The following is an 18,283-nucleotide window of genomic DNA, read 5'->3' on the forward strand; positions in this document are numbered from 1 at the left end:
GGCCGGTCAGGCTTCCGGACCCGGGGCGCTCATAGAGCCAGGGCCGCGGTCAGGTCGCCCGGCGCGACACCGCCCGCCGCCAACATGGCCTGGTCGCGCGCGACGACGCCCGGCAGCGGCTCCAGGCCAAAGCGGCGATTGAGGAACCGCTGGATCGAACCGGTGTCATAGAGGGTGTGGTCGACGTGGCCCTTGCGGGCGTGCGGGGAGACGATCAGCGCGGGAATCCGGGTGCCCGGTCCCCAGCGATCGCCCTTGGGGGGCGCCACGTGGTCCCACCAGCCGCCATTCTCGTCGAAGGTGACGATGACCAGCATCTTGTCCCATTGCGGCCCGCTCTTGAGGGCGTCGATGGCCCGGGCGATATGGCGGTCGCCCGCGTCCACGTCCGAATAGCCGGCGTGCATGTTGAGGTCGCCCTGCGGCTTGTAAAAGCTCACCGCCGGCAAGCGCCCGGCCGCGGCGTCGGCCAGGAACCGATTGGTGCGGGGGCCGTCGCCCAGGCCGGCGTCCAGCAGCCGCTTGGCGCGCTCGGCCGTCCCCGGCGCGAAACTCTTGAAATAGTTCAGCGGCTGGTGGTGAGCCTGGAAGTTCGGCTTGGCCGGAAACAACACCTCTTCGTCCCGGCCGCCGGCCAGGGCCTCGCCCCAGGCGCCGGCGTACCAGGCCCAGTCGACGCCTCTGGCGCTCAGGCGGTCGCCGATCGTGGCGTGAACCTGCGGCACGAGGGTCATCGGCTGGGACGGATCGGCCAGTCGGGGGTCGGTCTTGTCCTGGCTCCAGCTGGGCGCATAGGGCGGGGCCATGGTGTTGACCGCCCAGAAGTCGGGCGTCAGCGCGCTGGGGGCGAACCTGGGCCGCCCGTCCAAGGCGCTGGCCGGCGAATCCGCCAAGGCCTTCAGCCGCGCGCCCTTGGGATCGTCGCCCTCGACCTGGGCGATCACCGCTCCGGCCGGGCTGGTCTCGGCGTCCGGATAGAACGGGGGCTGGGCGGCCACCAGATACTGGTGGTTCAGGAACGAGCCGCCGAACGCGCCCATGAAGAAGTTGTCGCAGAGCGTATATTGCTCGGCCAGTCGCCACAGGCGCAGGTTCACCGCCGCGTCGCCATAGTGGCCCATGACCATGGCGCCGCTGTCGCCCCAGGCGACGAACTGGTCGTTGCGCCCGCCGTTGATCTGCATCTGGTTCTGGTAGAACGCATGGACCAAATCACGGGTGACGACCCCGTGCGGCAAGGGATCGCCGTCCTGGGTCTTCAGAGCGAACGGCGCGTTGGCCAGCGGCGGCAGGTCCGCCTCGGCGATGTGGTAGCGGGCGTGCTCGACGACCTGCTCGTGCGGGACCAGGCCGCCCCAGATCGGCGGCAAGCGATCCAGCACCCGGCCATCGCGGTCGCGCTGCAGCGCCCGTTCCGGCGGCAAGCTCTTCAACGGCTCCCGCAGGCCCGGGAAGTCGGCGAACAGGTTGTTGAAGCTGCGGTTCTCCGCATAGATCACCACGACGGTGTCGATGGCCTTGGCCAGACGGCGATCGATCTCGCGCGCCGAGGGGCGCCCAAGGCCGAAGGCCGAGGCGTCGGCCTCCTCCGCGCCAAGAGCCGCGCCCGCGACGCCGGCCAGGGCCACGGCCCCGAACAGGCGGCGACGGGACGGGTCGGCGGGCTTGGACGCCGCGTCGCCCGAGCGGTCCGGATCGCCGGGTTTTTGGGTCATGGAAGTCTCCTGGCTTGCGGGGATCGGAGCGACGGGGCGTTCGGCGAGGGCGGTATCGAGAACCATGCGACCCGAAAAGTCGAAGACGGCGTCACGAGCCGGCAAGCTGGCCGACCCGTGACGCCTGGCTCGTCAGAACTTGGCGCTCAGCACCAGACGGATGTCGCGACCCGGCATCACGACCTCACCCTTGTTGAGCGCGGTGGCGTTGCGGATGGTCTCGTCGGCCAGGTTGTGACCCACCAGCGTCAGCGCGATCCCCGGCTTGGCCTTGAAGGGCTTCCAGCGCACCTGGGCGTCCACCGAGGTGTAGCCGTCGGTCGCCAGATCGGCGACGCCGACATGATCCTGCTTCGCGACCGCCAGGATCAGGAAGGAGGCGTCGACCGCGCCGTTGTCCCACTCCAGACCGCCGCCGAAGCGGCCAGGCTGGATGCGGGGCACGTTGCCGGCGCCGCCGCTGAACTTGGCCCGAACATAGTCGCCCAGGACCTGGCCCGACAGCTTGCCGCCGCCCACCGAAGCCAGAGGGAAGAAGGCCTTGGCCTCGACGCCCCAGAACTTGGCGTCCTGCTGGCCGTAGTTGAGCTCCTTCAGCTCGCCGGCGCCGCCGACTTCGCAAACGCCGTCCTCGTCGCACATCCGACCGGTCAGGCCGCCAAAGATGTAGTTGTCGAACCGTGCGCCCCAGACCGAGGCCTCGATCCGGCCTTCGTTGCCGATCTTGTAGCGCGCCGTGGCCTCCAGCGAGTTGGCGCGCTCGATCTTCAGGTTCGGATCGCCGGTCTCGTAAGTCAGAGGCCCGTCGTGCGGGCCGATGGCGAAGAGCTCGGTCTGGGCCGGCGCGCGCGCGGCCGAGGCGGCGGTCAGGCCCAGGCGCAAGGCGTCGGAGGCCTGGTAGGTGAAGCCGGCCGAGACGCTGACCGGCGTGTATTTCTTGCGGGTCTCGACGCCGGAGGCTGGCGTGCCGTCGATCCGGACATGCTCAACGCGCGCCGCGCCCTGGAACTGCAGCGGACCGATCGGGGCCTCGACGAAGGCGAAGCCGGCGGTGCTGACGGTGTGGGTCGGCTTAAGATAGTCGGCGCCTTCGCCCAGGGCGCTGAACTTTCGATCCTGGAACTGGACGCCCAGGGCGGAAGCCGACAGGAAGCCGGTCTGGCCGAACAGGGCCTCCGCGCGGCCGTCCCATTCCTTGTTGTTGAACGTCGACAGCGCCTGGTTGGTCGCCGGATCGATCTCGCTGTGCGTGTAGTCGGCATAGCCGGCGTCGACATTGAGGCGCTGCAGCACCCCGTCGCCGAACTTGAACGAGCCGCCGAACGCGCCCTTGTCCTGCTTCATGTTGATGAAGGTGTCTTCGGCGGGGATGCCGTAGCGGGCCTTGTAGTGCGTACCGCTGGCGCCGACGCGGCTGTCGTCGCCGAAGAAATAGGACGCGCCGCCCGAATAGCCGTTGCCGTGGAACCACGAGTTGGACTGCTGGCCCTCGGGCGTGTCGTAATCGCTGGTACGACGACCGAAGCCGTCGAAGTGCACGGCGAACGGACCTTGCCCCGCATCGACGCTGAGCGTGCCCTCGCCGGTCTTGGCGCTGGAGCCGTAGGCGGCCGTGGCTTCGCCGCCGATCCCGTCGATGGGCTTCATCGGGATGCGGTTGTTGATGACGTTGACGACGCCGCCGATCGCCTGGCTGCCATAGCGCAGGGTGGCCGCGCCACGCACCACTTCGATATCCTGGGCGGCCAGCGGGTCGATCGGCACGCCATGGTCGGGACCGACGTCCGAGACGTCCGAACTGGACAGGCCGTTTTCAGCCAGCTTGACGCGCTGGGCGTCCATGCCGCGGATCACCGGGCGACTGGCGCCGGCGGCGAAGCCCGTGCCGGCCACGCCGGGGACGTTGCGCAGGGCGTCGGCCAGGCTGGCGCCGCCATTGGCCAGCACCTGATCGCGGCTGACCTGCTCGACGATCGTGGCGAACCGATCCGGGTCACCGCTGAGCGGCGAGGCGGTGATCACCACCTCCGACACCGAATGACCAAGGTCCTGGGCCTGGGCGCACACGCCCCACGCCAGCACGACCCCGGCGCTGGACGCCGTCAACAACATCGAACGCAGCCGCATGTGGCTTCTCCAAAAAAAGCGAACCGCCGCCAAGTATGTTATAGCATAACATTAGCCAAGCGAGATCGTGAGCACGGCGCGAAGATCGGGTGAGTGATGCATTTGGATCACGAAACTGACCCGCACCGCCTCATCGATCAGACGGTCGCGGATCGTCACAGCGCCGCTGGCGGCGAGAGGGTTCTTCGTCTCCCCCTCTCGTGCGGCGCGCGTTGACCGCCGCTCCGGCCCAGGCGCCCGCGGTCAGAACCAGCAGCGCCAGCAGCTGACCTTCGAGCGGAGCAGCAGGCGCAGTTCGTATCGAAGGCGGATCATCGAGCGTCCTTGCGAAGGCGGCGGGCGACGGGCGCGGCGGGCGACGGGCGCGGCGGGCGACGCCAGGGTCCTGCACGAAGTCGCAACATGGCTTCCACGGTTGCTCAACCGGGCTCGGGCATAGGCGCAACGCGATCAGAAAGGCGTGGTTTTAGGAGCTTGGATCTTCATGGACCGCAGTCATCGCGGCATCGCCCCGGCCCTCATGCTGGGGCCTCAATGCTGACGTCTCGCGGTCAAGCGGCCGCGGCATCGGTCCAGGCGATGAGGCGCCAAGTTCAGTGAACGCTCCCCCTTCCTCGCCGGGCTCTCCGCTCATCGCCACCTATTTCGCGCGACGTGAAGACATGCGTCGCTTCTTCTCCGTCCGGACCGGCGGCGGCGGAGACGTCGAGGACCTGATGCAGGACCTCTACCTCAAGGTCCGGCGGGCAAACGGCGGGGCCATCGAGAATCCGTCGGCCTATCTCTATCGCTTGGCGTCGAACCTGCTCCTGGATCGTTTGCGGGCCCAGCGCCGGTCCAGCGCGCGAGACGCGGCTTGGCGAGACGCAAATCACGCGAGCTTCGGCGCCATGGACATTGCCGACGCGGCGGACGCCGAGGCCGCCGCCTGCGCTCGCCTGCGTCTGGAACGGCTCATCCAGGCCCTTGGGGCTTTGCCGCCAATGACACGGCAAGTGTTCTGGCTGCACAAATTGGACGGCCTCACGCACCCCGAAACGGCGAAACGGCTTCAAATCTCGAAGAGCGCTGTCGAAAAGCATGTCAGCTTGGCGCTCAAACACCTGCTGTTGAAAGTCGGTCGATAGTGTGTGGTCGAGCCGCGAGCGCCGTCCAGGCTCTCGGCCATAACCGTGGGGATGCGCGCGGCCAAGCCGATGATCCGGCGCAATTGGTCGCGCGCCTCGCCGCCATCGTCCCATGGCTTCGACAACCGTCCACACGACTTAAGGCCTCAGCTTACTCAGGCACGTACACCATCTTGCCGTCTGGCAGACGGTAGGTGATCCCGGCCTTGACGCCCTGTCCCTCGCCGATCGCGCCACGGGCCTCGTATCGCGTCATCTCCTTCCCATCCTTGACGATCATGCTCATGTCCTTCTGGCCGGGGTTCTTCACCACCACCACCTTGTCGGCGTTGAAGGGATTGAGCGGATTACGGACGACCAGGATCATCAGGATCGCGATCACCACGACGAACAGGTCGATCAGATTGACCACCGACAAGATCGGATCATCGGCCTCGTCGTCCTCCAGGAACCGCATCAGGCGGCGCCCCGCTCGAGCGCCCGCAGGTCTTCCAGCAGCCAGCGCCGACGGATGGTGAGCACGAAGTGGGTGATGCTGGCGGCGATCAGGGCGAGAACCACGCCGGAGAACGCCACGACCAGGTTCTTGCCGATGGCGCCGCCGTCGCCCTCGCCCAGGGCCAGCAGCGCCGGCCCCATGGGGATCATGGTCGCGACGAGGCCCAGGAGCGGGGCGCTGCGCGAGGTCACCCGCAACCATTCCAGCTTCTTCATGATCCAAAGCTCCAGATCGTCGCTGCCAGCGCCCGTCTTGGCCTGATAGGCCGCCAGGCCGGAGCGGTGGACGCCGGCCCGGCGCTGGGCGGCTTCGATCAGAAAGCCGCCCAGCGCCACGAAGGCGTAGGCCAGGGCCAGCAGGATCAGCGCCAGCGCCGGCGGCAGGAACAGTCGGGCCAGGTCGAACAGACCCGCCTCAAGGCTTTGCATACGAGGACTCCTCGGAGATACGAGCATTGGAAAGAAGCTGCCGCGCCGCTCCGGCGACGAGCAGGGCGATCAAGGCCAGCAGGCCCAGCATGGCGTGTGACGGCTTGGGCGCGTTGGCCGGTGGCGAGACCACCTTCTCCAGCAGGCGCCCCTTGACCTTCGGCGCCGGCGGCGGAGCCGGCGAGATCTGGGCGGGCGCCGACGGAGCGGCGGCTTTAGCGGGGGACGTCGTCGCGCCGCGCGACAGACCAAAGCCCCCAAGCGCCGCCTCCAGGACAGCCGTCGTTGGCTTGGCCCCGCGCTGTGCGCCCTTTCGCGCCGTCAGCTCGCGCCAGCGCTCGGCCATTTCGCGCAGGGTGCGCTCGTCCGGACGCCAGTAGCCCTTGCGGACCGCCTCGGTCATCCGCTCGATCATCTGGGCCTGGGCGGTAGGATTGCTGGCCTCGAACCAGGCGTTCAAGCCCAGCTTGCGGCGATCCATGACGAAGGTCTCATGCATGGCCTGCCACTGCTCGGGCCGCACCATGGACGGATCGGCGACCTGCCAGCCGAACAGGTTGTTGGTCACGTCCAGCACCTCCAGCGTGCCGGCATAGCCCTCGGCCTTCATGGCCCTGATCCATTCGGGATTGAGGTAGCGGCCGCGCAACTCGTCGGCCAGGACGGAGGCCGCGTCGCGGATCCTCGGCTCGGCGCCGCGCGCATCGGTGATGAACAGGGTCGGGCTCTTGCCGTCCAGGCGGCGCACGGCCATCGACAGGCCGCCGAGATATTCGAACGGGTGATCGGTCGAGAGGACCCCGTTCAGGTTCGAGGACCGCGACAGCACGGCGGCCTGCACGCCGCGAAGCTGGGCCGCGAACAGGTTCTTCTCGGCTGGCTTTTCGCCCCAGGCGTCGTCGGCATAGGCGTACTGAAGTCGATCCAGGAAGCGATCGGCCAGCTCATCGTCCTTGTTCCAGGTCGTCGAGGCCAAGGTCGCCTCGGGCACGCCGCTGCCATAGTCGCCGGGCGCGTTGCTGAAGATCCGCGCCGCGGCCAGGCGGCGGGCGCGCTCGGGCGCCATGCCGGCGGCGATCAGCTCCGCCTCGATCCGCTGGCTGTTGGCGGCCACGACATTGCCCGGCTCATCAAGGGCCGCTAGCCGCTTCACACCGGCGCCGACCAGACGCATGAAGCCGTCGAACTGGTCGCGGTAGACGCTGGTGGCCTGCAGCACCGCATCGACGCGTGGCCGCCCCAGCTCCTGGGCGGGGATAATCTCAAGCCCGGTCACCCGCCCGCCCTGATCCCAAACCGGGCGAAGGCCCATGGCGTAGAGCGCCTGGCTCTCGACGATCCCGAGGGTGCGGATCGCCTCGCCCGACCACAGGGAGAAGGCCAGCTTCTCCGGCGGCGCGCCGTGCTGGCGACGATAGGCGTCGTAGAGCTGATCGAAGGCGCGCATGCCCGCGGCATAGGCCGCCTTGGTCGGCAGCTTGTCGGGCTCGAAGGCGAAGAGGTTGCGGCCGCTGGGGACCTCGGGATTGCGGACAGGATCGCCGCCCGGTCCGGGGCGCACGAAGCCGCCGGAGAGACCGGCCAGCAGCGCCTCGACCTCGCCGGTCTGGGCCAGGTTACGGTCGAGCTCGGCGGCGCGCTCCAGCATCGCCGAGAGCTCCGGATCGGTGATGTCCGCCAGGGGTTCGGCGCTTTTCAGCCGGCGCAGCGTCAGGATATAGGCCGGCGAGGTCTTCAGCGCCCCGAAGTCCTTGGCGAACACCTCCTTGGGATCGAGGCCGAGGCGCCTGTAGTAGGGTTCGCCCAGTTGCTGCATGACCGTGGCCGCGCGCAGTTCGACGTCGGCGGCCTCGCCGAACGTGTGCAGGCCGAGCGGGGTCGCCGTCGCCGCCAGGGCGTGCAGGTGGTCGTGCAGCGCCAGCAGGAAGACCGGGAACTCCGCGCCAAGCCGCGCGTCGCTCCAGCCCATGTCGCCGGCGAGGCCGCTGGACCGCGCCAAGGCCTGGATCTGCCCGGCGGTGCGATCGCGCACCGGCCCGACGTCCAGTTGATCGTATTCGTGGATCAGGGCGTGCAGGTCGCGCAGCTCGTAATAGAGACCAGCCGGCGCGAACGGCGGGGTCTGGTGGCTGATCGTCACCGCCCTCCCCCGGCGCTTGGCCTGGATGGCCTCGGAGATGTTGTCCTGGATATAGGGGTAGAAGACCGGCAGATCGCCGACCGTCAGGAACGGAAAGTCCTCGACCGAAAGCCCACGGTCCTTACCCGGCGTCCACTCCTGGGCGCCATGGGTGCCGAAGTGAATCAGCGCGTCGGTCGCCAGGGTCTCGCGCGCCATCAGATAGGTCGCCAGATAGAGGTGCCCCGGCGCGACCTTGGTGTCGTGGTAGGACTCGCCCACCCGGTCGGCGCGTGGCGGCTGGGGCAGAATAGTCAACTTGCCCAGCGTCAGGCGCGGGATCACGAAGACGCGCCGCCCACCGATCACGCGCACGGCCCAATGACGCTCGGGCGCGCCCCAGCGAGAGACCACCGCCTGCTTCACGGCGGCGGGCTGGCGCTCAAGCCAGGCCGTGTAGTCGGCCAGCGGCGCGGTCGTGGCCAGACCACGCGCGAGCAGACCATCAAGGGTCTCGGGCCGGTAATAGCCGCCCAGCATGGCCTGGGCGTCTTCGATCAGGATCTTTTCCTGGGTCGGCGGAACGTCGTAGCCGGCGGCGGCGAGCCGCTGGGTCAAGACCGCCAGGCTGCGGGGTACGTTGAGGTTCGACGCGCCGATGTTCTTCTCGCCGCCCGGGTGGTTCCAGAACATCAGGATCAGGCGCTTGTCGGCATTGGCCTTGGTCCTGAGCAAGGCCAGGCCCCGCGCCTTGCCGACCATCGCCGCGACCTGTTCCGGGATGGGCGTCAGCTCGCCCTTCTCAACGGCGGCCACCACCATCGGGTCGCTGACGCCCCAGCTTTCGGGCGTGGCCAGGAGCACGGCGGCCATCTGCGGCGAAATGCCGGTGGGCGAGGCCCGCCAGGCGGCGATGTCGCCCTCGCGGTAGGTGAAGCCGGCCATCACCGGCACGCCCAGGGCCTCGAACTCGGCCTTGCGCGCCGCGCCGTTCTGCAGGTGCTGCAGATTGATCAGCACATCAACCTTGCCGGCCTTGGCGATCTTGCCGATCGCCTCCGGATCGCTCGCCTCGAACCAGAAGACGATGGGCGCGAGACCATCCTTCTCGGCCGCGCGGACGAAGGCGTCCAGAAGATCGGTCTCGCCGCTGGCCAGGGCGCCGCCATAGGTGATCACCCCCAGGCGCGGCGCGCCCTGGCGCCAACGCCCCTCCCCCCACGCCAGATAGTCCTCGACCTTGGCGAACGGCGCCGCGGCGTCGGGGTGATAGACGCCCGCCTTGGGCAGGATCTGGGCCGGCGGGAGACTGGCGATGTCCCCGCCCGCCCGCCAGGTCCGGTAGGCGGCGAAGAACAGCGCGAGATTGGCCTGCCCCCCGTTGCCGTAGTAGCTGACCAGGCGCCGGCCCAGCTCCGGCGAAAGCCCGCCGCCATAGGCCGGCGGACCGCCGCCGACGCGCAGCCAGGGGGTCTTGCTGGCCTCCAGCGCCTTTCCGGCCTTGGCCATCACGGCGGCCAGGTCATTGCCGCGCGGGGTGTCGAGAACAAGCAGATCGGCGCCCTCGCCCCAGGCGGCGGGATCGCGCTTGTCGGTCTCGACATAAAGGCTCTCGACCGAAAGCCCCTGCTCCTTGGCCCAACGGTCCAGGCGCGCGATCTTGCCGGGCAGGACAAAGTCAGTGGTGACGACCGTGATGACGGGCGCGGCCGGAACCTGCGCGTTCGTCGCGCCGACCGCGATGAACAGCAGCCAGAGAAAGCCAAGGAACGAGACCGCGCGCTGCATCAGAAGCTCAGGTTGAAGCCCAGGTGGTAGAGACGGCCGGGCTCGGCGTAGGTGTAGCCGCTCGATTTCTCGGCCAGGCGCTGGTCGGTGATGTTCTCCACGCCGATCCGGAGGGCGACGTTCGGGGTCAGCCGCTTCTGGGCCTCGAAGAACCACAGGCTGTAGTCGGGCAGCACGCCGGTGCTCACCAACTGGCGGCCGACATATTCGGCGCGGAGCTGAGCCGAAAAATCCTCGCACGGCGCCCATTCCAGACGCGCGTTGAGGCTATTGCGCGGGCGCTCGGTCAGCTCGGCGCCGGTAGCGCGGTTCTCGGTGTCCAGGTGCGTGTAGTTGGCCGACAGCTTGAAGGCCGCCGGCAGCTGGGCGCTGGCGCCGGCCTCCACACCCTTGATCCGGGCGCGCGAGACGTTGCCGTAGAGGCGCACCTCGCGCCCCCGGATGCCGCAGAAGGCGGTGCACTGCGTCTCGACCAGGTTCTTCAGATCGTTCTGGAAGACCGCCGCGCGGACCGACCAGGGACCGGCGTCATAATCGACGCTGGCCTCGTAGGTCGTGCCGATCTCGGGCTTGAGGTTGGGGTTGCCGTAGACGGTGAACCGCCCGCCGGCCGCCACCACGTCGTATTCGGGCGACAGCTGGGTGAGGCTCGGCGCCTTGAAGCCACGGCCGACGCCGCCCTTCAAGGTCAGCTTCGACGTGGCGTGAAACACGGTGTAGAGGCGCGGGCTGGTCTGCCAGTCATAGGCCTCGTGGTGATCGAAGCGAGCACCGCCCACGATCGACCAGCGCTCGGTCACGCTCCACTCATCCTGGATGAAGGCGCCGCCCTGGTCGGCGCTGGCCCGTCCGGAAGCGTTGACCTCGGGATTGCGCAAGCTCTGGCGACGCAGGTCGCCGCCCAGGCTGACGCGGTGGTCGCCGAGCGGCACGCTGACATGACCGTCGAGGACCCGCTCGACAATGCGCACCGGCGAGCTGGGCGTCTGCTTCTTGGTCCGAATGTTGACCCGCTCAAGCTCGCTGCGATAGGCGCGAAGGCTGGTGTCGCCCCACGACCATTTGCCGGTGTGCGACAGGGCCAGTTGCTCGCGATCGATGTCGTCGGAGAAACGGTAGTAGGTGATCGGCGCGGCGGTCGTGACGGTGTCGCGATAGCGGACGTCGTGACCGGCCGAATAGGTCAAGTCGATCCGCTGAGCCGCGTCCGGCGTCCAGCTCAGGGTGGCCGAGCCGTTGACCGAACGACGGCCTTCCAACTCGGCCTGGCGCGGGTCCGAAGCCATGAAGGTGGGATCGCGGCCCGTGGCGTCGGCGTAAACGCTGAGCCCCAGCTCGTCCTTGACCAGCGGGCCGCCAACATAGCCGCCGAACTGGTAGGCCTTGCCCTCGCCGCCCTCCGGCGAAGAGCCGTTGATCGTGGCCGAACCGCGCCAGGCGTCTGTCGCGCTGCGGGTGATGATATTGACAACGCCGCCCAGCGCGTCCGCGCCGTACAGCGACGACATGGGGCCACGGACAATCTCGATACGCTCGATCGCCTCGACCGGCGTCCAGGCCAAGTCGTAGTCGCCGTGGGCGACGAGACCGCCCACCGCGCTCAGACGGTGACCGTCGACCAGCATCAGGGTGTGCTCGACGGGCATGCCGCGCAAGCTGATCCCCCGGCGGGTCATGCCGATGCCGCCCACATTGACGCCCGGCTGTCCGCGCAGGGCGTCGGCCAGGTCCTGCACCGGCCGGGCCTCCAGATCCTGCCGGGTGACGACGGAGATGGTGGCCGGCGCGTCGGTCAGCTTCTGTTCGCCCGCCGTCGGGGTGACGACGACCTGAGACACCGTCGTGGCGTCATCCGCCCGAGCCGCGCCCACGAATATGGTCATGCCGGATGTGGCCAACAGCGCGATCCGTCGCGTCGGCCGCCAATTGAAGATCAAGATACGCCCCCAGAAAGCGGTGTTTCACCCTGGGTGATTTGAAACGTTATAACATAGCACTTAGTCAAGCTGGAATTTCAGATGAGCGGCCCGGATGACCGCCGTGCGCGATTGACGGCCGCGCTGGCGACGGCCGCTGCTTCATCGCCGCGCGGTGACTTCCCCTTGCCGACAGGCTGGGACCGAGGCGTTCGTCGACACCTGGATCTCCTGCCCATTGTCCGAGCGGATGTAGAACACCGCGCCCGCTAGCCCCAGGGGCGATCAGTAACAGTCCCCACGTCCCACCGATCGGTCCCTACGCGTCGCCGGGCGCCACGGTCATTTCGCCACCGCGCGTCGAGACGATCCTGCAGAACCGAGCCGCTTTGGGGTTGCGAACACCGATGTCGGCGACCTTGAAATAGTCGCAGGTGATCGCCTGGCGGGTAATGTCGACAAGCAGGAAGCCGTGGTCGCGGACGCGGGCGAAGCGCACGTCCGGATTGCGCTCGACGAGCGCGGTCTCCGCGACGTCGTAGATGCGCGGATCCGGACTGACGGTCTCGTAGCCGCCCGGCGAAGTGACGCTGCCGGCTCCGAACTCGAAACCCACCGCCTTTTCGTCGCGGGGATCGTGCAGGCGATTGCCCCAGAACATGTGCGTGTCGCCGGTCAGGACCGCGAGGTTGGCCTTGGCCTTGCGCACCGAGTCGTAGAGACGCAGGCGCGCGGCGGGGTAACCGTCCCAAGCGTCCAGATTGATCGGCAGGCCCAGGCGCGTGCTCTCCAGCCAGCGCTTGGAGCCGGGGCGGGTCAGGGCGTCGTCGAGCAGGTCCTTGGGCAGCAGCGACATGAAGTACGGGGCCCGCATGCGCGCGACGATGACCTGGTTGGCCAGAACCTGCCAGGCCGCGCCGCGCTGAACCGAGGCGGTGAGCGCCGTCTCGAGCCAGGCCTCCTGCGCGGGGCCCATCATCGAGCGGTTCGGCGCGTCGAGCACCTCCTTTTCGAACCGCACCGGATCGGGCCGCCCCTCGGCGTCGCGGATCATGTCGCGCGAGGCGCTGGGGGCCTTGGTCCGGCCGGTCAGCCGCGTCTCGATGACGATCAGCGACAGCAGGTCGCCATAGTCGTAGACGCGATTCAGGGTGTGAGCGGCCTGGCCGGGCTTGGGATCGCGCATCGGCAGCCATTCGAAATAGGCCTGGATGGCGGCGTCGCGACGCGCCTCCCAGGCGCCTTCGGTCTTGTCGTCGTGGGCGGGCGAGCCGCCCATCCAGGCGTTGTTGGCCGTCTCGTGGTCGTCCCAAATGGTGATGAAGGCCGCGCGCGCATGCAGGTCCTGCAGGTCGGGATCGGTCCGATACTGGGCGAAGCGCTGGCGGTAGTCGGCCAGGGTGACGATCTCGTGGTCCGGCTGATGGACCCGGCCCAGGGCCCGGCTCTCCGCGCCGCCGTAGCCGTCGACGCCGTACTCGTAGATGTAGTCGCCCAGGTGGACGACGGCGTCGATCGGAGACGGCAGGTCGGCGATGGCGCGATAGGCGTTGAAATAGCCGAAGCCGTAGTGAGAACAGGAGACGACCGCCAGCCGGGCCGCCTTCACGCCTTTGGCCGGCAGCGTCCGCCCTCGCCCGACGCGGGACACCGCGTCCGCGCTTCGGAAGCGGTACCAGTAGGTCGCGCCCGGCTTCAGGCCGTCGACCTCGACCTTGCAGGTATGGTCGCGCGCGGCGCTGGTCGCGGCGACGCCCGAGCGGACGATCCTGGCGAAGGCCTCGTCCTCGGCGACTTCCCAGCCCACGCGGGTCTCCGCCTCCTCCCCGACCGCGCGGGTCCAGAGCAGCAGGCCGGTCGTCGTCGGATCGCCGCACGCCACGCCATGGGTGAACGCGGCGGCGGTCGGCCCGCCCCGAGCCAGCGCCGGCGACGAAGACAGGGTCGCGCCGCCGCCCAGCAGGGCCAGCACGCCACGCCGCGAGGGCCGAAGGGATTCAGTCATCAGGGATCACCAAACGCGATCGAAGGGGTCGGACCCGGCGGACGGCCGCCGGGTCCGTTCAGGGCTAGAACCGATAGGCCAGGTTCAGGCGGACCATCCGCGGCAGTCCCGGCATCACCGACACTTCCTTGTAAACCTCGGCCGCCGGCGTGAAGTAGGTCTTGTCGAACAGGTTGTCGACATTGACCGACACCGTCATGTCCCGAACCTTCACGAAGGCGGCCAGCTTGGCCAGGGTGTATTCCGGAAGACGGATGCTGTTGCTTAAAATGCCGCCAGTCTCCGACACATAGGTGGCGCCGGCGGTAAGGCCCGCGGTCGCCCGGTCGCCCATGAACGGGAACGGATCGGTCGTGTAGGAGCCGAAGACGCTGACCACCGTGTCGGGCATGGTGCGCACGACATAGCCGCGGGTCAGCTCGGCCAGCGAACCGGCGTTGTTGACCGCGAAGGTGCCGCCATAGGCCAGGGCCGGATTGGCGATGCCGAACTGCTCGGGACGCAGCTCCAGATACTCGCCCTTGCCCTTGCCGGGCGCGTCGACCTTGGTCTCCTGCAGGGTCAGGGCGGCGGTGAAGCTGAGGTTGCTGGAGGCCAGCCAGTGCGCCTCAAGCTCGAAGCCTTCCGAGGTGTTGCCGCTGACATTGCCCAGCAGGTCCGTCGAGCGGCGGAACTGCTCATAGTAGGCCGCGCCGCCGAGCAGCGAACCGTCGAACAGCGAGAACTTGACGCCGGCTTCCTTCAACTCCGACGGCGAAATGAACAGCTTGTTCTGCACCGAGCCGACCGACACGCCGCCGGTCTGGGTCGACTCCAGCGAACGGGGCTTGGCGTAGGTCAGGTAGGGCGTCAGACCCCACGGCGTCTCGTACCGCGCCGACAGCGACCAGGTGACCGCGTCGTCGGTGTTCGAGACCCACTTGTTCTTCGTGCCGAAGACGGTTTCGCCCTTGTTGATCGCGTCGACCTCGTAGCGATCCCAGCGCAGGCCGGCCAGGACGCTGAAACGGTCGAACAGGGTGACGTCGCTCAGGCCGAAGACCGAGCGGCTGTTCCATTCCATGTGATGGCGGGAGTCCCACATCTCGAGACCCGACTTGACGCGGGGCGTGGCGATGCGGTCGCCTGCGGTTGAACCGCTCGACAGGTCGCGGCGGTTCAAGCCGATATAGCCTGAGAGGAACGACTCGTACTGCTTGGCCTTGTGGTCGCGATAGGCGGCGCCGACGATGGTGTCGGCGTGGACGTGATCACCAAACCGCGCGGGAAACTTGTAGGTCACCCGCCCCTCGAAGGCGCGCGCATAGTAGTCGGCCGCGAATCCGAAGCTGTTGAAGCGGTCGTTGCTGAACTCGTCCATGAAGCCGGCCAGGGTCAGCACCGAGCCGTTGGACATCTCCTTCTTCACCGCGCCATAGGCGGTGAAGGTCTCGCTGTCGTTGTGGTCGGCCGCGTCGGCCATGATGTTGCGGCGATCGAGCTTCGTCGCGCCCACGCCCTCGTCCAGGGCGAACTTGGCGTTGTTCTTGCCGCCGTATTCGAGGATCTGGCGGATGTTGGACGTGCCGCCCGACGCGCCGAACGCCGCGTCGATCTCGCCATATTCGACCATGCCCGAACCGTCGAGGTCCTTCAGGTCGGTGTCACGGCCAGTGATGTAGACGCCGTTGTCGATCAGGTCCTGCGTCACCCGGTTCCAGCCCGGCGACTGGATGCGGCCGGACTCCTTGAAGCGCATCAGATTGATCTCGGTCGACCAGCCGCCGCCGAGATCGCCCACATAGCTGGCCTGGAGGTTCCAGTGCTTGGGGTGGATGTTGCGGTAGTAGGAGTCCGAATCCTCCCGCTCGACATAGAAGGCCAGGCCGCCCTTGCCGAGGGGCACGACGAGATCGGCGGCCGCGTTGCGACGTCCGTACGAGCCCGCGGTGACGTTGAAGCCGCCGCCCAGCGTGTCGGCGTAGCGGGTGTTGGCGCCGCGCGCCGATTTCGGGATGAAGTTCAGCAGGCCGCCGACCTTGCCCGGACCGTAGATCGGCGAAGACGGGCCGCGCAGCACCTCGACATAGGCCGCCGCGCCAAGGTTGGACGAGGCGCTGCCACGGTTCTCAATACGCTTGAAGCCCTGGAAATAGGTGTCGGCCAAGGTCCCGCGAACATTCAGGTTGCCAGGGACGCCGAAAAAGCTGGCCGTGAAGGCGCCCGGCACGGCGGTCACCAGGTCGTCGACATTCTGCATGCCGTAGCGCGCGATCGTGTCGACGCTGACGCGCGAGGCCGAGCGGGGCGTTTCCAGCAGCGACCGGTCCAGCCCGAGAAACCCGTCCGTGGCGCTCTTCTGCAGGCGGCCCAGCGGGTCATAGTGGGCGGTCACCACGACGTCGTCGAGCACGGCCGGTTCGGCGCGCACCTCGCCCGGCACGATCACGTAGACGCCGTTGGGATCGCGCCTGTAGGCCAGGTTCGAGCCTTCCAGCAGCCGCGCCAGCGCCTGGCCGACGGTCATCGCGCCGACCAGGGTCGAGGATCGCCGGCCGTCCAGCGAGACGTCGGTCGCCAGGATGACGGTGTTGGTCTGTTCGGACAACGCGATGACCGCCCGGTCCAGAGACTGGGCTTCGAGGCGGATCTGGTGGATGGCCGCGGCCTGGGCGCGCGGGGCGCTCGCCTGCCGCGCCGCGGCTGGCGCGGCCGCGCAGGCCAGGACGAGAACGGCGGCGGACGCCGAGAAAGCGGCCCGCAGGCCGATACGGTGGCTGGTCAACTTGATCCCCCTAGACGATGACGGCGCGGCCTCTTGGCCTGACAGCCTCAAACACCGCCTAGACGCCGCTCGCCCGGGTTCATTCCCGGTGAAACGCCGATTTCATCAAATCTTCAAGAAACCCAGCCCCCCGAAGCCTATCGGACCACGTCGGCTTTCCCTGGAACGCGTTCCAGCCGCGCCCCCATCTCCTGGGTCATGCTTTCGATGGCCTGGGGGGTCTGGTCGACGGCGAAGCTGGCCGTGACCCTCCGGCCGTCCAATGCCGGCGAGGCGACCACGACCCCGGGCGCGTAGTAACGATTGAGCTCGGCGACCACGTCGGCGAACGGCGCGTTGACGAAGACAAGCCTCTGCCGCCGCCACGGCGCGGCGCTGGCGAGGTCGAACCGCGACCGCCGCAAGGCGTGGCCAACCAGGGTCACCCGCTCGCCGGGCCCGGCCATCAGGACCTGGCCGGCGCCGCGCGCGCTGACGCGCACCCTGCCCTCCGAAACCAGGACCTGCGGTCCCGCCGGCGTCTTGCGGACCTCGAAGGCCGTGCCCACCGCCTCGGCCTTCAAGCCGTCCATCCGGACCGTGAAAACCCGGCCGGTGTCGTGGGCGACATCGAAATAGGCGTCGCCTTCCGCCAGGCGCACCGCACGGACGTGGTCGGTCATCAGGCTAGTCATGCGGGTGGCCCCGGCCAGCGAGGCGCGCGAGCCGTCGCTCAGCGTCAGGTGCCGGATCTCACCCACCTCGGTGACCAGCTCGCGACCGGCGTTCAGGCGCTCGACGGCCAACGGCGTCAGGCAGGCCAGCACCAGGCCAGCCGCGATCGCGCCCCACCTGACGAGGGTCGACGTCCCGACGCGCCTGGCGCGCACGCGCGCCGGCGGGACTTCGGCCGCCGCGATCGGCCGCTCCAGGCTCCTGCTGTTCAGCGACGGCGACCAGGCCAGGCGCGCCCACAGCGCCTCGGCCTCGGCATAGGCCGCCGCATGGTCCGGAGACTCGGCCCGCCAGGCCTCGAAGGTCCGCCGCCGATCCCTGTCGAAAGCGCCGCCGGTCCGCAGGGCCAACCACTGCATGGCCTGCTCGGTCACGTCCGTCTCGCGCCCCGTCATGCCGCCTGCGCCCCCACGGTCCGAAGATGCTCGCGCAGCTGGAGCAGCGCGGCGGCGATCTTTCGGCTGATGTCGGCGGGCGATCGGTTGGTCATTCGCGAGATTTCGGCATAGGTCAGTCCTTCGATCCGGCTCAGTCGCAAGAGCTCGCGCGCTTCCGGAGGCAAAGCCTCGAGCGCCCTTTCGAGCGCCTGCTGCTGCTCCTGTTGCATGAGAACCTCTTCCGGGGTCAATTCCGGCGTCGTCAGGGTCGGCGTCGCGGACAAGGCCGCCCAACGCCGCTTCTGGCTGTTCGCCCGGCGAATCGAGTCGCGCAGCGCATTGCGGGCCATGACGAACAGGAACGCGCGCGGATCGGCGATGTCGTCGCGATCGTCCAGCCGGCAGAATTTCAGGAGCGCGCTCTGAATCGCGTCGTCCACGCCGTCTTGATCGGGTCCAAACCGACGCGTCAGGGCTGTCCGGATCTCGACGCCGTACCGCCCGAGCCAGTAGTTCGCGGACCGCCTCGCTGGCGTCTCGTCAGCGTCTCCATCGCCCTTGGCCAAAATCGCCACCACCCAACCCGAAAGGCGGGGCGTTTAGCGGCGGGGTGTGACAATCGTTTAAAACAGTCCTCTGCGCCTTGCGAAAAGCGCTCCCCGCGCCCGACTGGAGAAACGGACGCTGGCTCGCGTCCAGGAACG

Annotated in this window: 11 protein-coding genes; 1 reads left to right on the forward strand and 10 read right to left on the reverse strand. The window is 68.5% G+C overall.

Features of this window, described 5'->3' with window-relative positions:
* Positions 1-29: 29 nt before the first annotated feature.
* Positions 30-1,715, reverse strand: coding sequence for an acid phosphatase (gene acpA, locus AC1RJ9_RS15095; RefSeq protein WP_492839433.1), 1,686 nt, complete (start codon positions 1,713-1,715; stop codon positions 30-32).
* Between the two features lie 132 nt (positions 1,716-1,847).
* Positions 1,848-3,842 (reverse strand): TonB-dependent receptor, encoded by a 1,995-nt coding sequence (locus AC1RJ9_RS15100; RefSeq protein WP_492839434.1) that lies wholly within the window; start codon positions 3,840-3,842, stop codon positions 1,848-1,850.
* Positions 3,843-4,504: 662 nt separating this feature from the next.
* Between AC1RJ9_RS15100 and AC1RJ9_RS15105 the strand changes: the two genes are divergently transcribed.
* Positions 4,505-4,969 carry a sigma-70 family RNA polymerase sigma factor gene (locus tag AC1RJ9_RS15105; protein WP_492839435.1) on the forward strand — a complete coding sequence of 155 codons (465 nt, stop codon included), beginning with the start codon at positions 4,505-4,507 and terminating at the stop codon, positions 4,967-4,969.
* A gap of 151 nt (positions 4,970-5,120) precedes the next feature.
* On the opposite strand, the gene AC1RJ9_RS15110 is transcribed toward AC1RJ9_RS15105, so the two are convergent.
* The 8 genes from AC1RJ9_RS15110 to AC1RJ9_RS15145 form a co-directional block, all read right to left on the reverse strand.
* On the reverse strand, positions 5,121-5,426 hold the full coding sequence (locus AC1RJ9_RS15110) for a DUF2149 domain-containing protein (RefSeq protein WP_492839436.1): 306 nt from the start codon (positions 5,424-5,426) through the stop codon (positions 5,121-5,123).
* Positions 5,426-5,896, reverse strand: coding sequence for a hypothetical protein (locus AC1RJ9_RS15115; protein WP_492853388.1), 471 nt, complete (start codon positions 5,894-5,896; stop codon positions 5,426-5,428). Before AC1RJ9_RS15115 ends, AC1RJ9_RS15110 begins: the two co-directional genes overlap by 1 nt.
* Positions 5,883-9,803, reverse strand: coding sequence for a cobaltochelatase subunit CobN (gene cobN, locus AC1RJ9_RS15120; protein WP_492839559.1), 3,921 nt, complete (start codon positions 9,801-9,803; stop codon positions 5,883-5,885). The genes AC1RJ9_RS15115 and cobN overlap by 14 nt, the downstream gene beginning before the upstream one ends.
* Positions 9,803-11,686: a TonB-dependent receptor domain-containing protein gene (locus AC1RJ9_RS15125; protein ID WP_492839558.1), complete on the reverse strand. Its 1,884-nt coding sequence runs from the start codon at positions 11,684-11,686 to the stop codon at positions 9,803-9,805. Before AC1RJ9_RS15125 ends, cobN begins: the two co-directional genes overlap by 1 nt.
* Before the next feature lie 352 nt (positions 11,687-12,038).
* Positions 12,039-13,724 (reverse strand): alkaline phosphatase D family protein, encoded by a 1,686-nt coding sequence (locus AC1RJ9_RS15130; protein ID WP_492839557.1) that lies wholly within the window; start codon positions 13,722-13,724, stop codon positions 12,039-12,041.
* Positions 13,725-13,788: 64 nt separating this feature from the next.
* Positions 13,789-16,488, reverse strand: a complete 2,700-nt coding sequence (locus AC1RJ9_RS15135; RefSeq protein ID WP_492839556.1) for a TonB-dependent siderophore receptor — start codon at positions 16,486-16,488, stop codon at positions 13,789-13,791.
* 137 nt (positions 16,489-16,625) lie between these two features.
* Positions 16,626-17,597, reverse strand: coding sequence for a FecR family protein (locus tag AC1RJ9_RS15140; RefSeq protein ID WP_492839555.1), 972 nt, complete (start codon positions 17,595-17,597; stop codon positions 16,626-16,628).
* Positions 17,594-18,157 (reverse strand): RNA polymerase sigma factor, encoded by a 564-nt coding sequence (locus AC1RJ9_RS15145; RefSeq protein ID WP_492853389.1) that lies wholly within the window; start codon positions 18,155-18,157, stop codon positions 17,594-17,596. Before AC1RJ9_RS15145 ends, AC1RJ9_RS15140 begins: the two co-directional genes overlap by 4 nt.
* Positions 18,158-18,283: the final 126 nt, after the last annotated feature.

It is taken from the genome of Caulobacter sp. GW822-FHT07D08, from assembly GCF_058798735.1.

Bases quoted from the DNA above. Each gene is read 5' to 3' on its own strand.
- AC1RJ9_RS15125 (WP_492839558.1), bottom strand. From the start codon at position 11,686: ATGACCATATTCGTGGGCGCGGCTCGGGCGGATGACGCCACGACGGTG.
- AC1RJ9_RS15115 (WP_492853388.1), bottom strand. From the start codon at position 5,896: ATGCAAAGCCTTGAGGCGGGTCTGTTCGACCTGGCCCGACTGTTCCTG.
- acpA (WP_492839433.1), bottom strand. From the start codon at position 1,715: ATGACCCAAAAACCCGGCGATCCGGACCGCTCGGGCGACGCGGCGTCC.
- AC1RJ9_RS15110 (WP_492839436.1), bottom strand. From the start codon at position 5,426: ATGCGGTTCCTGGAGGACGACGAGGCCGATGATCCGATCTTGTCGGTG.
- AC1RJ9_RS15140 (WP_492839555.1), bottom strand. From the start codon at position 17,597: ATGACGGGGCGCGAGACGGACGTGACCGAGCAGGCCATGCAGTGGTTG.
- AC1RJ9_RS15105 (WP_492839435.1), top strand. From the start codon at position 4,505: ATGCGTCGCTTCTTCTCCGTCCGGACCGGCGGCGGCGGAGACGTCGAG.
- cobN (WP_492839559.1), bottom strand. From the start codon at position 9,803: ATGCAGCGCGCGGTCTCGTTCCTTGGCTTTCTCTGGCTGCTGTTCATC.
- AC1RJ9_RS15100 (WP_492839434.1), bottom strand. From the start codon at position 3,842: ATGCGGCTGCGTTCGATGTTGTTGACGGCGTCCAGCGCCGGGGTCGTG.
- AC1RJ9_RS15130 (WP_492839557.1), bottom strand. From the start codon at position 13,724: ATGACTGAATCCCTTCGGCCCTCGCGGCGTGGCGTGCTGGCCCTGCTG.